Origin of the sequence: Neobacillus sp. GCM10027624, assembly GCF_042675345.1 — a bacterium.
Lineage (GTDB): Bacteria > Bacillota > Bacilli > Bacillales > Cytobacillaceae > Neobacillus > Neobacillus cucumis_D.
The window spans coordinates 599863-613604 of record NZ_JBHTHD010000002.1; the positions used below are offsets into that span (position 1 = coordinate 599863).

14 protein-coding genes are annotated in these 13742 nt (G+C 43.7%); 4 read left to right on the forward strand and 10 right to left on the reverse strand.

Going from position 1 to position 13742, the window contains the following annotated elements:
- Window positions 1-317: 317 nt before the first annotated feature.
- Both ACFQZ9_RS02935 and ACFQZ9_RS02940 read right to left on the reverse strand, forming a co-directional pair.
- A complete protein-coding gene (locus tag ACFQZ9_RS02935) occupies window positions 318-815 on the reverse strand; it encodes an MFS transporter (RefSeq protein ID WP_498942245.1) in 498 nt (165 codons plus the stop codon).
- A complete protein-coding gene (locus tag ACFQZ9_RS02940) occupies window positions 788-919 on the reverse strand; it encodes a hypothetical protein (RefSeq protein ID WP_498942246.1) in 132 nt (43 codons plus the stop codon). Before ACFQZ9_RS02940 ends, ACFQZ9_RS02935 begins: the two co-directional genes overlap by 28 nt.
- Before the next feature lie 306 nt (window positions 920-1225).
- Here ACFQZ9_RS02940 and ACFQZ9_RS02945 point away from each other — a divergent pair, with 306 nt between their 5' ends.
- The 3 genes from ACFQZ9_RS02945 to ACFQZ9_RS02955 all read left to right on the forward strand — a co-directional run bounded on the left by ACFQZ9_RS02945 (window position 1226) and on the right by ACFQZ9_RS02955 (window position 4480).
- The gene (locus ACFQZ9_RS02945) at window positions 1226-1546 is read left to right on the forward strand and encodes a hypothetical protein (RefSeq protein WP_498942247.1); all 321 of its coding nucleotides are present in this window, start codon (window positions 1226-1228) and stop codon (window positions 1544-1546) included.
- A 589-nt stretch (window positions 1547-2135) separates the two neighbouring features.
- Complete coding sequence (locus ACFQZ9_RS02950) at window positions 2136-2531, forward strand: DUF3224 domain-containing protein (protein ID WP_498942248.1); 396 nt, start codon at window positions 2136-2138, stop codon at window positions 2529-2531.
- An 839-nt stretch (window positions 2532-3370) separates the two neighbouring features.
- Window positions 3371-4480, forward strand: a complete 1110-nt coding sequence (locus ACFQZ9_RS02955; RefSeq protein WP_498942249.1) for a GerAB/ArcD/ProY family transporter — start codon at window positions 3371-3373, stop codon at window positions 4478-4480.
- A 198-nt stretch (window positions 4481-4678) separates the two neighbouring features.
- On the opposite strand, the gene ACFQZ9_RS02960 is transcribed toward ACFQZ9_RS02955, so the two are convergent.
- From ACFQZ9_RS02960 to ACFQZ9_RS02995, 8 genes are all read right to left on the reverse strand, one after another.
- Window positions 4679-5971: an MFS transporter gene (locus ACFQZ9_RS02960; RefSeq protein ID WP_498942250.1), complete on the reverse strand. Its 1293-nt coding sequence runs from the start codon at window positions 5969-5971 to the stop codon at window positions 4679-4681.
- A 3-nt stretch (window positions 5972-5974) separates the two neighbouring features.
- The gene (locus tag ACFQZ9_RS02965; protein WP_498942251.1) at window positions 5975-6937 is read right to left on the reverse strand and encodes a bile acid:sodium symporter family protein; all 963 of its coding nucleotides are present in this window, start codon (window positions 6935-6937) and stop codon (window positions 5975-5977) included.
- A 114-nt stretch (window positions 6938-7051) separates the two neighbouring features.
- Window positions 7052-7357: a Zn-ribbon domain-containing OB-fold protein gene (locus tag ACFQZ9_RS02970; protein ID WP_498942252.1), complete on the reverse strand. Its 306-nt coding sequence runs from the start codon at window positions 7355-7357 to the stop codon at window positions 7052-7054.
- 3 nt (window positions 7358-7360) lie between these two features.
- Window positions 7361-8497 carry a thiolase family protein gene (locus ACFQZ9_RS02975; protein WP_498942253.1) on the reverse strand — a complete coding sequence of 379 codons (1137 nt, stop codon included), beginning with the start codon at window positions 8495-8497 and terminating at the stop codon, window positions 7361-7363.
- The gene (locus ACFQZ9_RS02980) at window positions 8494-10041 is read right to left on the reverse strand and encodes a class I adenylate-forming enzyme family protein (RefSeq protein WP_498942254.1); all 1548 of its coding nucleotides are present in this window, start codon (window positions 10039-10041) and stop codon (window positions 8494-8496) included. The genes ACFQZ9_RS02975 and ACFQZ9_RS02980 overlap by 4 nt, the downstream gene beginning before the upstream one ends.
- Window positions 9980-10450, reverse strand: a complete 471-nt coding sequence (locus ACFQZ9_RS02985; protein ID WP_498942255.1) for a PPC domain-containing DNA-binding protein — start codon at window positions 10448-10450, stop codon at window positions 9980-9982. The genes ACFQZ9_RS02980 and ACFQZ9_RS02985 overlap by 62 nt, the downstream gene beginning before the upstream one ends.
- A 13-nt stretch (window positions 10451-10463) precedes the next feature.
- Window positions 10464-11243 carry an SDR family NAD(P)-dependent oxidoreductase gene (locus tag ACFQZ9_RS02990; RefSeq protein ID WP_498942256.1) on the reverse strand — a complete coding sequence of 260 codons (780 nt, stop codon included), beginning with the start codon at window positions 11241-11243 and terminating at the stop codon, window positions 10464-10466.
- Window positions 11236-11994 carry an SDR family NAD(P)-dependent oxidoreductase gene (locus ACFQZ9_RS02995; protein WP_498942257.1) on the reverse strand — a complete coding sequence of 253 codons (759 nt, stop codon included), beginning with the start codon at window positions 11992-11994 and terminating at the stop codon, window positions 11236-11238. Before ACFQZ9_RS02995 ends, ACFQZ9_RS02990 begins: the two co-directional genes overlap by 8 nt.
- Before the next feature lie 223 nt (window positions 11995-12217).
- On the opposite strand from ACFQZ9_RS02995, the gene ACFQZ9_RS03000 reads away from it, so the two are divergent.
- Window positions 12218-13648 (forward strand): sigma-54 interaction domain-containing protein, encoded by a 1431-nt coding sequence (locus ACFQZ9_RS03000; RefSeq protein ID WP_498942258.1) that lies wholly within the window; start codon window positions 12218-12220, stop codon window positions 13646-13648.
- Window positions 13649-13742: the final 94 nt, after the last annotated feature.

A 13742-nucleotide genomic window follows, 5' to 3' on the forward strand; every position in this document is an offset into this window, starting at 1 on the left:
TTTAATATATAAGATAGAAGTGGTGGTTATGTCAGATTTTCCTTTTATGGAAAAAGCCATTGAGATCGCACTTCAGAATGTGCTTACTAGTCACGGGGGACCCTTTGGGGGGCGATTGTTGTGAAAGACGGGAAGTTTCATTGGGACAGGTCGGAATGAAGTAACGGCCTCGGTATGATCCCACTACTCACGCCGAGGTCCAAGCCATTCGAGATGCCTGTCAAAATAGTAAGAAATCCCTTTAACTAAATATTGATTTTGATAAATTATGGACAATGTCTCCTCGGCTTATAATCCCTACAAACCTGCCGGCTACTTTAATTATACTCTTCGACAGCATGGCGATCCCGATTTTTCTTGCCGCCCGCTAAAGCGAAGTAAGCTAATCCTCCTGCGACAATTAGAATGATACCAGCGATAAAAACACTGCTATATCCGAATGATTTCGCCAAAATTCCCAGCACAAATGCACCAATGGCCATTCCTAAATCCATTGAATTGAAAAACAACGAATTGGCGATTCCTACACGATGTTGTTCAACAGAACTAATAACCTGTGTTTGAAGTATTGGTGTAACAGAGCCATACCCAATTCCAATGATTGCACCTGCCAAAATCATAATCACTGCTGTTTGAGGCAATGAGAGCATAACCATCCCAATTGCAAATAAAATAATACAAGGATATACAATTTTGTTTGCCCCGTAACGGTCAGCCCATACCCCTGTAAATGGCCGGAATACAAACATTAAGCCCGCATAAAGAATAAAGAACGTACTGGCGGCTTTTACAAGGTTAATTTCTTGCGCATACAAAGCATAAAATGTTCAATAATGAGAGCTAGTCCTCCTATCAGTAATGGAATGGCCCAGTTAGCTGAATAAGAAACAGGCTGACCTGTTGCCAGCCCTTTCTTCAAGGAAAGCACCCGTTGAACAATAATTAAATCCCCTTTGCATAAATTAATATGACTACAAATAAGACTAAAACACCCAAAATCAAATTACACCATTGTTCTCAAAAAGGAAAATCCTCCCAAAATATATATTATTACTAAATTCAACATAATGGTTTAAATTTCCTTGTTATTCAACTAACCTGCCAAGCTAGTCTAAAAACAAAAGGGACCGCCGCAGCTATCACAATCTTTTGTGACTAGTGGTCTCGCTTTCTCGTATAATAATAAAGGTGGAATGCTGATCAATAAATAAGATGGTGAGCTGGTATGAGAATAAATTTATCAGAGATACAAATCGTGGAATTAAAACGAATAGTTCGAAAAGAACTTTTGTTAAAAGGAATCGAACCAACAGGTGAATATCTATTTATCAACTGTTTTTCGAAAACACATAAGGAAACCGTCTATTATCATTTGTTAAAGGAAAATGATACGTTGATTATCCGCTGCTATGCGCGCACGTTTGACAACTTAGGTCTGAGCGAGATAATCAGAGCAACAGCAAAAGATGTTTTTGAATATTTGGTAAACCAAACCGGATTACAAAACACAATCTATATAGAAAATGGGACAGAATTTAAATTTTAGGCTCTGTTAAATTTAAATGGAATTTTTATAAGTAATTAGGGGAACCCTCATTTGTCCAGGTTCCTCATTCTTCTTCAACTAAACCAGCTAATAGGATATCAATATTTTTCATTAAAATTCTATAAAGATAAATGCTATACTAAAAATGCTTGAATCTGACTTTCCCTTTTGAAACATCCAGACCAACTACTGGATTCATTTTTTACCTCTCCTCTCCATTTATTTTCCAGTAACCCCTTTTCCTCCATGCAGTATCATAGCTTTGCTTGTTATACGAGATCTTTGTCCCAACCAGCCTCAAACATGATTCTCCAAGTAGGGAGCAGATAGTTTAGTTGACGGGATCTTTGTCCCACGCACCCGTACGTCCTACTCTGGCTACTGATATAATAAATTCTATTAAAAAAGGTCAACCAGTAAAAACTGGTTAACCTTATAATACGAAGCACCCATTAGTTTAAGTGTATTATTTCACAAAGTCAGTAAAGAAAATTTAATAAAAAGTAATCCTATTCTATTATTGATAATGGTACTTTTTGGATATTATACTGGAGGTGAATTACTATTTAATAATGAAGGGAGATTTACCATGGAGGTAACATTTACAGTAAGCAAATGGAATGAAAAGCCAATAGAGGACACTAGAAAAGAATTTCCTATAAATATTGCCCATGTCGAATATGATATTGAGGGTGAATTAACAGGAAAAGCTTTTGTTGAATATTTATTATTTTATATAGACTCTACTATAGATGATGGTCACTTAGCCACTTCTAAAATTTCAGGATTTCTCCATTTTGAAGGAACTTACAAGGGAAAACAGGGCACATTTACTGCTGTAGAGCAAGGAATATTTGATAAGGGAAATCTAGATTCTCCAGCAACAATCATCAAAGCTACCGGTGACTTAGAAGGCTTGAAAGGGTCTTATAACTATAGGTTTACAGGTGAAACCAATAAGATGGTTCTAAACTTTAAATTCTAACAAAACAGTAAAAAAGGACATTTCTATACTACAAGGAATGTCCTTTTCGTTGAAAGATCTTCTTCAACTATCCCGCCCCTTTAGGTTAACAAGATACATTCTCCTATGGGTGTAAAACAGTATTAACCCAATATTTTGCGTTCTCTCAGTCTTTTTTCTTAACAGAAACGATATATTGAGTTTCATATTTACTGTTCATTCCAGCACTTCCAAAGTTTCCTATTGTTGTACCATGTCCAACCATTGACTCGAACGGTTTATAACCTTGTAGGTATATTTAATGCCCTTACTTTCTTAAATTCCTCTTACCTTTAATAATTTTTCCATTGAATATCCAATGGAAATTTCTTCTTTATTAAAGAAAAACATACCATTCCCCATTGTTACGCTATTTACACCAACAAACATTTAATACCATTTTATTACATTATATTGTAGTTCTTGAAAGAGGGTTTGAAAATTTTAGATATAACAGGAGGTATAAAAAGGGATTCCTTCTTCCACTACCACGTTACTTCAATAAGAAAAACCGCCAAATAAGGCAGATGGATTTTAATCGCCAATCGTTGCACTGGGAGTTTTGGATAATTTGGATTTTTTTGGACAACCTACCTAATACTAGGCTAATTATTTGAAGAGAGCAGCACAGAGGAAAAAGGTAATGTGTTTGGCATCCGGGAAGTTATCCACCAAACGTACCCAACATCTTCAATTGGAACAATTAATTTCCTGAGCTTCAAGTAAATGTGTTGGTTCCTATGTATCGCTTGTAGGAATACGCGTGAATCCGTTGGAGGATTCCTTAACAAAATCACCCTTAGCAAAGGGGAACATAGTAAATGAATAAGATTAAAATAAGCGCATCCCAGCTTTTCGTACTCGTATTTTTATTTGAAATGGGTAGTTCAATCCTCTTTGGTCTAGGAGCAAATGCAAAACAGGATGCATGGATTGCCGTATTATTAGGGTTAGGTGGTGGCTTGGTCGCCTTCTTTGTTTTCTATCGTCTGTTTCTTTTTTATCCAGAATTAATTCTAACCAGCTATATACAGAAAATTGTCGGAAAATGGCCAGGCCGGATTATAGCCTTTTTCTATATCATCTATTTTATCTATCTTGACGCAAGAATATTACGAGATTTTGGGGAACTATTGGTAACGACTGTTTATACAAATACGCCATTATTCATCATCAATACATTGATGGTTCTGACCATAATCTATGGCATTCATAAAGGTTTAGAAGTAATCGCAAGAGTGGGGCAGCTTTATTTTGGCATTGTATATTTTATGGCCATAATAGGATTCTTGTTAATTATTTTTTCCGGGTTAATCCATTTTGAATTTCTTAAACCTATTCTTGAAAATGGCTGGAAACCAGTATTAAAAACGGTTCTCCATGAAACATTTCCATTTCCTTTTGGAGAAATGCTGGTTTTCACGATGATATTCCCGCTTGTGAATGAACCGAAGAAGATAAAATTTGTTTGTATTGGCGGGATGATTTTAAGTGGGATTAATATTACCATTACTGTGATTATTACGATTTCAACCATTGGTCCAGAATTATATACCCGCTCAAACTTTCCATTGCTAACTACCGTTTCAAGAATTCAACTTGCAAATTTTATCGAGCGGCTCGATGTTCTTTTTTTGCTCTACCTAATCATTGGAGGTTTTTTTAAAATATCACTGTATTTTTATGCTGCAGTAACAGCTACAGCGGATCTATTTCAGTATAAAAAAATGGAAAAGCTAATGTTTCCAATTGGATTGATTGTTTTGTTTTCATCTCTAACCATTGCATCGTCATTTGCTGAGTTTATTAAAGGACTAGAATTTATTATAATCAGTTTAAATTGGCCTTTTGAAATAATCATTCCAAGCATCTTACTGCTAATCGCATTCTTTCGAAATAGGAAGAAAAAACCTGATACAAATGTAAATTAAAAAAACTCCGCAAACTCTTTAAAAAGAAGATCAACACAATCATATAATAGTCTTCATCAATTGCTACTCCTCCACAATGGGGACAAGCTCGATTAAGTAGACTGAGGTTTAAAGGCGGTGTGTTAAACTAGTCACCTTCAATAAAAATAGCGTGCCCAAAGACAAGGCACGCTTTTTATAATATCTTCTCTTTATTCCTTACACCTGAACTGGTTTCCCGCTTGTTTCCTGTTCTGTTGAATGGTTTACTCTAAAGCGCCCTGCAACAAAGGCGGCAAGGAGCGCACCCACGACCATCGCAAAACCTAAGATATAAAAACCATTGATCAAATTCCCATCATGAGCGACCGCACCGACAACAATCGGGCCCACGATTCCCCCGAAATTCCCGCACAGATTGATCAGACCATTAGCCGTCCCTGCTTGATCACGCGGTACAAAGGACATCGCCCATGCCCACCATGGTCCCATGGCGGCGTAAATGCCGATACCGGCGACGCATAGCACAATAAGGTTGGCAACAAGACTAAACCCAATAAAATGTTCAATAATCAGAGCTAGTCCTCCGATAAGTAAAGGAATGGCTACAAATAAGCTTCGGTTCCCGCCATGGCGATCAGACCAACTTGCATTGACGTACATGGCGATGGCGGCAAGGATAAATGGAATCGCCGAAAGAAAGCCAATCGCCTGAATTCCCATGCTGCTTAACTGTTTCATCAGACTCGGCATCCATAGACCGAAGCTATACAGTCCCGTGATCCAAAGGAAATAAATAATCGAAAACACCCAAATTTTCGGATTACTAATCACTTCTAAAAGTGAACCCTTCTCTTTCACTGCGGTTGACTTATTCTCTAGCAGATAATCTCGCTCTTCCTTAGAGAGCCTGCGGTCCTTGGCCGGAGAGTCCGGGGCCAAGAAGTAGAAAACAACCGCTAAAATCAATGGAGGAATCCCTTGTAAAATAAACATCATTTCATAATTCCAGGTATGAATCATCCAGCCCGCTAAAGGAGACATGATGATCGAAGAGATCGGAAGCGACATTTCTGAAAAGTTGATGGCCCTGGCCCTTTCTTCATCCGGATACCAGTTGACGAAATAAATTGAAAACGCTGGCCATACAACCCCTTCAGCCAATCCCATGATAAAGCGGACGGCCATCAGAGCAGCAAAGCTATGAACGACACCCGTGAGGACCGCGGCTACTCCCCAAATAATTAAGGCAAAGACAATCAGCGATTTAGCACTGAACTTACCGGCAACCCACCCTCCTGGTATTTGGGTAATGACGTATCCCCAAAAGAAACCGGAAAGTAACACGCCGACACTGGCGGTGGATAGTCCAAGGGATTTAACCATTAATGGGGCGGCCATTCCAATATTGGAACGGTCCACGAAAGCCGTCAAATAAATTAAAAATAGTAACAATCCGATACGGTACCAGCGGGCTTTTGGAATCTTCTTCATTTTTATCTCACTCTCCATTTTTTAAATTTTATGATACGTCACCTTCTGAAGACTTGTCCGGAAAGGAATCGAGGCAAGGACTGCGGCTAGCAGGCTTCCCAACGTCAAATTGCAAACCATGTTCGCCATCGCTGCCAGTCCTGCCAAAGGACCAAACGCATCATTCGCGAGTACAGTCGCCAAAGCAGAATTACAAATCCCTACTTCAAACACAATGGAACGACATACCGCTTCGTCATAACGAAGAACTTTAGCAAAAAAGTAGCCGAGCATCATCTGAAGAATGATTTGCAAGGATACACATAAAAATAACGAAGGTAAAATAGCTGGATGCGCCAGAAGCGGAATACTTGCCTGAGAAGCAATACCGAGAACCACGATATATAAGGCAACGGATGAAAAGATCGGCGCTGCCGGCTTCACATGCTGCTGAAGCTTTGGAAATTTATATTGTATAAATATTCCGACTATTAACGGTAAAAAAACAATCTTTGTCATCTTCCAAACAAAGGAAAAATAATCGAAATGGACACTCGAGCCAATAAAAAACTTGGCTAAAGCGGGCGTGAGCAATGGCCCGATTAAGGTGTCCACCGCAGACATAGTCACACTTAAAGCAAGATCTCCTTTGGCAATCAACGTGTTTAGATTCGCCGAAGTGCCGCTCGGAACAATCCCGGCCATCACCACTCCTGCAAAAAACTGAGTGGATGAAAAAAATAAATACCCAACAATGACCGATACAACTGTTGCAATCACCCATTTTCCAGCAGAACCTACCAGAGGTACTTTTGGTTTTTGGATCAGGACGATTAAGCGCTCGAGATCCAACGTCAACCCCATAATCAGCAGGACGAAGCTTAGGGCAAGGCTCGTATATCCACTCAACGGAGAGAAGAGCTCCGGCGAAAATACAGCCCATGCAGCAAAAGCTACGATCCAAAGGGGCATTAAGCGGGCGATCACAAATGTGGCAGTTTTCATACGTATGGTGCCTCCAGATCGTTTACAAATTAGGAAGAAGAGATTTAATTTCCAATTATAAAAATTATCATATTAGTCAGAAAAATACAATACTGCTATAATAAACCATACTTTTTACCCAAACCAATAAATCGATTCCTCTATCCGATTAAGCTTCACTCGCTGGCTAATCGAGGCTTGGTCCCCCTCCAAGCGGGCAGTGACCCTTAATCCTCCGTCCAATTCGACGAGAGCCACGATATAGGGCAACTGTGATGCATACTTTCCTGCTGCCACACGAATGGTAGTGTAGGAATAAATGCAGCCTTCGCCTGAATGCTTTTTTTCAACAAGATGAGCGGAGGAGCATTTTGGGCATCCGTACTTTGGCGGAATGGCTTGATGTCCGCATTCCTTGCAGACGGCTACGTTGATTTCCATGGGCTATACCCCCTTTCCGGCAAAAAGATGGACCACGGAATAAGCTCCAGTCCCGCCCAAATTTTGTGCCATTCCAATCCTGGCCCCTGGCACTTGGTTGGGTGCATTTCCTCTGAGCTGGGAGACCACCTGAATGATTTGCGCAACACCTGTCGCTCCAATCGGATGACCGCGGGATAGAAGTCCACCGCTCGTATTGACCGGAATCTGTCCGCCATGCTGCGTCAGCCCTTGTTCGACGGCCTGCCAGCCTGAACCCTTCTCGAAGAAGCCTAGATCTTCAATGGCGAGAAGCTCGGTCATGGAGAAACAATCATGAAGCTCAAGAACATCGATATCCTGAGGACCCACCCCCGCTTGGGAATAGGCTTGACGTGCTGCTTCAACCGTTGCGGAAATCGTCAGCAGCTCGGGAATCTCCTGCATCAGCGGCGGACCCGAGGCCTGCCCCGAGGCTAGAATTTGGACCCCCTGCTCAGCAGCTGAAAGAACTATTGCTGCAGCTCCGTCTGTGATCGGGGAACAATCAAATAATCCAAGCGGGTCACAGATCATCCGGGCTTCCATGATCTCCTCGATAGACGTCGCCTTTTGGAACTGGGCCCTTGGGTTATTCCTGGCATATTCGCGGTTTTTCAGCGCGATCATGGCCAAATGCTCTTTACGTGCACCCGTCTCATATAAGTAGCGATTGGCGACAATGCCGAAAAATCCAGGAAAAGTCAATCCGGCCGGCCCTTCATTAGAGTCATTGTCCATCGCCGCGTTTATGGCATGTGTCACAGACTCTGTTCCTGCATGAGTCATCTTTTCAACCCCTACCACCAAGACCCGGTCATAGATTCCTCCAGCGATCAGCTGGTAGGCCTGGCGAAAAGCAATCCCTCCGGAAGCACAAGCTCCCTCCATTTTGGCTGCGGGAATCGCCCCCAATCCAAGCTCACTTGCCAACATCGACCCGAGAATTTCTTGTCCGGCTAAGCTACCTCCCATGAAATTGCCCACAAAGATAGCATCAATTTTCGGTTGACCGGCGTCTCTTAATGCATCTCGGCATGCTTCCACCGCAAGCGATTTGACGCTGCGGTCATGCTTACCGAATTTCGTCATGCCGATACCTGTTACGGAAACCTTTCTCACTGAATCACCCTCCAATACTCTGCACGAATTTCCTTGCGCATAATTTTTCCGTAAGAGCTTTTCGGCAGCTGATCCACAATCAGAATCCCTTTTGGCTTTTTAAATCCGCCAAGGTGATTCTTGCACAACTCAATCAGCTCCTGTTCTGTTACGTTTTCGCCCTCTTTTAGGACAACATGGGCATACACCGATTCTCCCCATTTCTCATCCGGAATGCCAAAAACACAGGTTTCCTTGACTGCATGATGGAGATTGAGCACTTCTTCCACCTCGCGCGGATACACATTCGCACCTCCGCTGATGATCACATCCTTCTTACGGTCGACAATATGCAGATATCCCTGCGGGTCCAGCCATCCAAGGTCTCCGGTATGGAGCCAGCCATCCTGTAACGTTTCGGCCGTGGCCTCGGGCTGATTCCAGTAACCCTTCATCACAAGTGACCCCCGGCAAATAATCTCGCCTATCTCTCCAGCGGGCAATACGATTCCTTGATCATCCATAATCTTCACATCGACAAAAGGACCGATCGCCCCGCACGAATCAGGCTTATTTCCCAACTCGTCCCGCGGCATCATGGTGATCGTCATCGGAGCCTCCACCTGTCCATACGTTTCGACAATTTTCGGACCGAGCAACTCCAAAGCATCCTTGATTTTCTCGGCTGCCATCGGAGCACCAGCCATATTAATCGTCCTGAGCGAAGAAAGATCGCGGGAATGGAAGCTTTCTTCATGAATCATCAGATTCACCATCGTTGGAACGAGAAAAACAGTGCTGATTTTCTCCCTTTCAATGGTCTCAAGAAAATCCTTCGGTTCAAACTTATTGAATACCACCTGCTTGCATCCCAATAAAAGTGCGCATTGAGCCAAGAAGTTGCTTCCGTGTGTAAGTGGGGCGACATGCCCAATCACATCCTGTTGCGTAATCCCACAGCCCATAATCAAAGAAAGTGCACCGGAAATGAAATTGCGATGCGTGAGCATCACCCCTTTGGGCCTTCCGGTTGTTCCCGATGTATACATGATGGCGTAGGTATCGTCTTCTCCCACCTCTATATTCGGAATGGTACTGGGATATGGACCAATCCATTCCTCGTATTCCTCTGTCGTTACAAGGGGAATCTTTGTCTCAATCCCCTGCAATAAATCAGGTTCAGCGATCAACAGGCTCGTCCCCGAATGCTCAAGTATGTATTCATGCTCTTTCGGATGCAAACGGTAATTGAGCGGAACCTTTATCAGCCCGGCCCAAGCGATGGCTACGTCCAATTCAATATGCTCAAGGCGGTTTGACATCAGAATCGCAACCCTCTCACCCTTTTGCAAGCCACGGTCCAGCAAGGCTTGCGCCAAACTTGCGGCCCGCTCCCCCATTTCCTTGTATAAAAAAGTAGTTCTTCCATCCGTTAGCGCCTGGCTATTAGCACGGCTAAGACAGGTCTTTCTGGCAAGGCTTGCGATTGTTTCCATAGCTTCATCACTTCCCTCGATATTGAATGGTTTGAAAGCCCAGTTCTGGGCGAAATGCCCGTACAGCATCAATTCCCTGTCCAACAAGGATTGAATATTCCAACGTAACCAAGATGATGTTCTTTCCTTTGAGAAAATGCCCTCCCCGAATCTGGCCGTCTTGATCAATCACGAGTCCATGAAAATGCAGGTCCAGTTTTCCTTCTTGATTGCGGCAGATGAATCCCGTGCCCTGGAGGATTTCCATCACACCTTGGATGGTCACGGGATCGCTGTAGGCGGGCTGTCCATCATGGTCTTTGGTGCCGTAAACGTAATGCGCCTGCTCAAGAGATCCGATACAGTTGACCATGCCGGTATCAACCCCATGGTACTCGCAATCCTCAAGCAGTCCTTGCATTAAATCCTGCCCTTTGGCCAGAGTTCCCCAAATCACGCCTTGATCGCGGTTATAGACCGACTGCCTTTTCTCCGACATGTTAACCTCCCCCTTACACCATTTGCACGCCGCCGCATACATTGAGTGCTTGGCCGGTAATGTAGGCAGCTTGATCAGAAGCTAGGAATAAAGCGGCTTCAGCGACATCCCGCGGCTGCCCTACTCGTTTAAGGGGAATCGGACCCACATAGTCAAGGATGGCTTTTTCCGCGGAACCGCCAAAAAGGCTTGCCCGGTCACGGCCAATCGCTTGCAGCATTTCCGTTTCCATTGGGCCGGGACAGACAGCATTTACCCGCACCCCATATTCTCCGAAAAATTCCGCCATCGACTTCGTTAAACTAAGAACCGCTGCTTTCGAAGCCCCATAATGCATCGCCAGCGGCCGGGGAAAGCGGGAGGCGATGGAGGAAACATGGATGATGGACCCCTGGCGCCTTGTGATCATATGCTTCCCGACTGCTTGGGAAAGAAAGAACAGCCCTTTTAAGTTGACGGAGAGCACACGGTTCCAATCCTTTTCCTCTATTTCAAAAAAATGCTTCGTCTGCATAATCCCTGCATTATTAATCAGAACATCGATCCGCTCCGTGTCCATCATGACTTGGTCGACCGAATTCCTCATTTCTTGAACATTGGTAATATCCATGACCACACTTTTCACATCATCGGTCTTCTCCTGACATGCCCGCTTTGCCGTTTCCAAAGCCGCTTCATCGCGATCGACCAGGATTAGGTTGGCTCCTTTTTCGGCGGCGGTACGCGCCAGGCCTAACCCGATGCCTCTGGCAGCACCAGTAATCATGATGAATTTTCCTGCGACGTTATCCAATGGCCAGCCCTCCGCATACTTTCATGACTTGGCCGGTCACATAATTGGAAGCGGGTGAAGCCAAATAGACAACGGCCTCGGCAATGTCAGCCGGATCGCCCATCCGCTTAATCGGCTGCCCGTCCAATGGATACTCCAGCCCTTTGGTCAGTTCCGTAACGACAGACCCTGGGGCAATGCTGTTACAATATATGCCCAGCTCCCCTACTTCCTTGGCCACCCATTTCGTCAGGGCGATGATGCCTCCTTTAGAAGCGGCATAAGCCGGACCGGATCTTCCCCCATTGCTGCCTGGAAGGCTAGACGAAACCCCCCCAATAATGCCTGAAATGGAACTGATGTTGATGATTTTGCCGTAGCCTTGATTCTTCATATGTGGATAAATCACCGCTTGAGTAAACAGGAAGGTCCCGAGGAGGTTCGTATCGAGATCGCGCTGCCAGTCCTCCACCGTCATTTCCTCCAATCCAAGCCTAGAGGCAGTACCGGCATTATTGACGAGGATATCGACTCTGCCTAGGCGTTCAACTGTTTCGGTAACCGCCTTTTGAACATCCTCTTTCTTGCGTATATCAACCTGCATCGAGAGAACCCTACTTTCCGGATTTTCCGCTTGGATGGCTTGTACCGTTTCTTCACTGGATATAAGATCAATAATAACAATATGGCATCCGCTTCGAGCCAGGGCTCTTGCACATGCAGCACCGATTCCCCGTGCAGCTCCCGTAATGATGGCCACTTGACCTTTCAAACTATCGTTATGGCTTATTTCCCACATATGCAAAACTCCTTTCCATTTATGAATCTACTATGCAACTATCATGCCAAACGTATATGACTTGCAAAATCAAGCGCTTTCAAAAAAAATATGCATTTTCGCATATGCCAAAATGCATATTTTTTGCGCATACTTGCCTACATAGTTTTCAAAATATAAAATATATTCAAACAAGTAAAAATAAAGGTGGATTTCCATGACCAGTATGAAAAATACTCAGATCACCGAAAAGCTTTACCAATCACAATTATTACTATCGCATTTAATTGATAGTGCCTTTGATGGCGTCACCATCATGGATCCTTCTGGAAAAATCATCTGGTACAATAAAGCCTATTTACAGATATCAGGACTTTCCCCCCATTTATTGGATACCTTAACCGTCGATGAAGTAATGGAAAGAGGATTCGTCAAGCTGGCGGTATCGAGGGAAGCCATCATTCAAAAGAAGACGATTACGAAGCTGAACCAATATTCTACTGGGATTGAAGCCTTGGTTACCTCCACTCCTGTCCTGGATGATGAGGGAAATTTGTTGTTTGTGATTAGTAATATAAGAGATTTAACGGAGCTGAATCGCTTAAAAAGACAGCTTGACCAAACGAATAGCTTGACCGAGAGCTATCGGAAAACCCTTCAGGAAATGCAATTGCCGAGCATGGATGGCAAGCAGATCATCTACCGCAGCAAGGCAATGGAAAAGATCGTTTCCCTTGCCCAAAAAGTTTCTGCTATCGATACACCTGTTCTGATTTTGGGAGAATCTGGGGTGGGAAAAGATGTGCTCGCCAACTATATTCACTTCATCAATGACCGCCATGACAAAGGCCCCTTTGTAAAAGTCAACTGCGGCGCCATCCCGGAGAATCTTCTCGAGTCCGAATTATTTGGTTATGAGCCGGGTGCCTTCACAGGCGCGGCACGGCAGGGGAAAGCGGGACTTTTCGAGGTGGCCGATAAGGGTACGTTATTTTTGGATGAAATCGGCGAGATGCCTCTCTCATTGCAGGTGAAATTGCTGGGGGTTTTACAAGATATGAAGATTCAAAGAGTAGGCGGAACGAAATCGATCCCCATCGATGTCCGGATTATTGTGGCCACGAACGCAAACCTGGTAGAGCTGATTCAAGCGAGAAAATTCCGTGAAGATCTTTTCTTCCGAATTAACGTGTTGCCCATACACGTCCCGCCACTCCGGGAGAGGCAGGAGGATATTTTTGTCTTGCTTGTGCATTTTCTTCAGATGTTTAACAAAAAACATGGAAGGGACAAAGCATTCCCCCCTCATGTCATTGATCAACTTCTTGCCTATCCATGGCCCGGAAACGTTCGTGAGCTAAGAAATGTAGTGGAGCGGCTTGTCATCTTATCCGATGACGACCTCATCCACGAAGCCTTGCTACCTCCGACTATTTATCAGCACAAAACGACCCAGCCAACTCCTGTCTCACAGAATATGGGAGATGGAAGAGATTCACATCTATCCTTAAAAGAAATGGTCAATGAGTATGAAAAAACCCTGCTCGCATCCTATTTATCTACTTGTCGTCCGATGAAGCGCTGTGCCGAAAAGTTGCAAATTGACTTAGCTACGCTTGTTCGTAAGAAAAAAAAGTTCGGGCTCTAAGCCTGGGTACAAGAATTGCGCCAGTTTACGAAATAAATAACATATTTCTCTATCTCAATATATTAACCATAAGCAGAAATTATTTAGCGTGCCA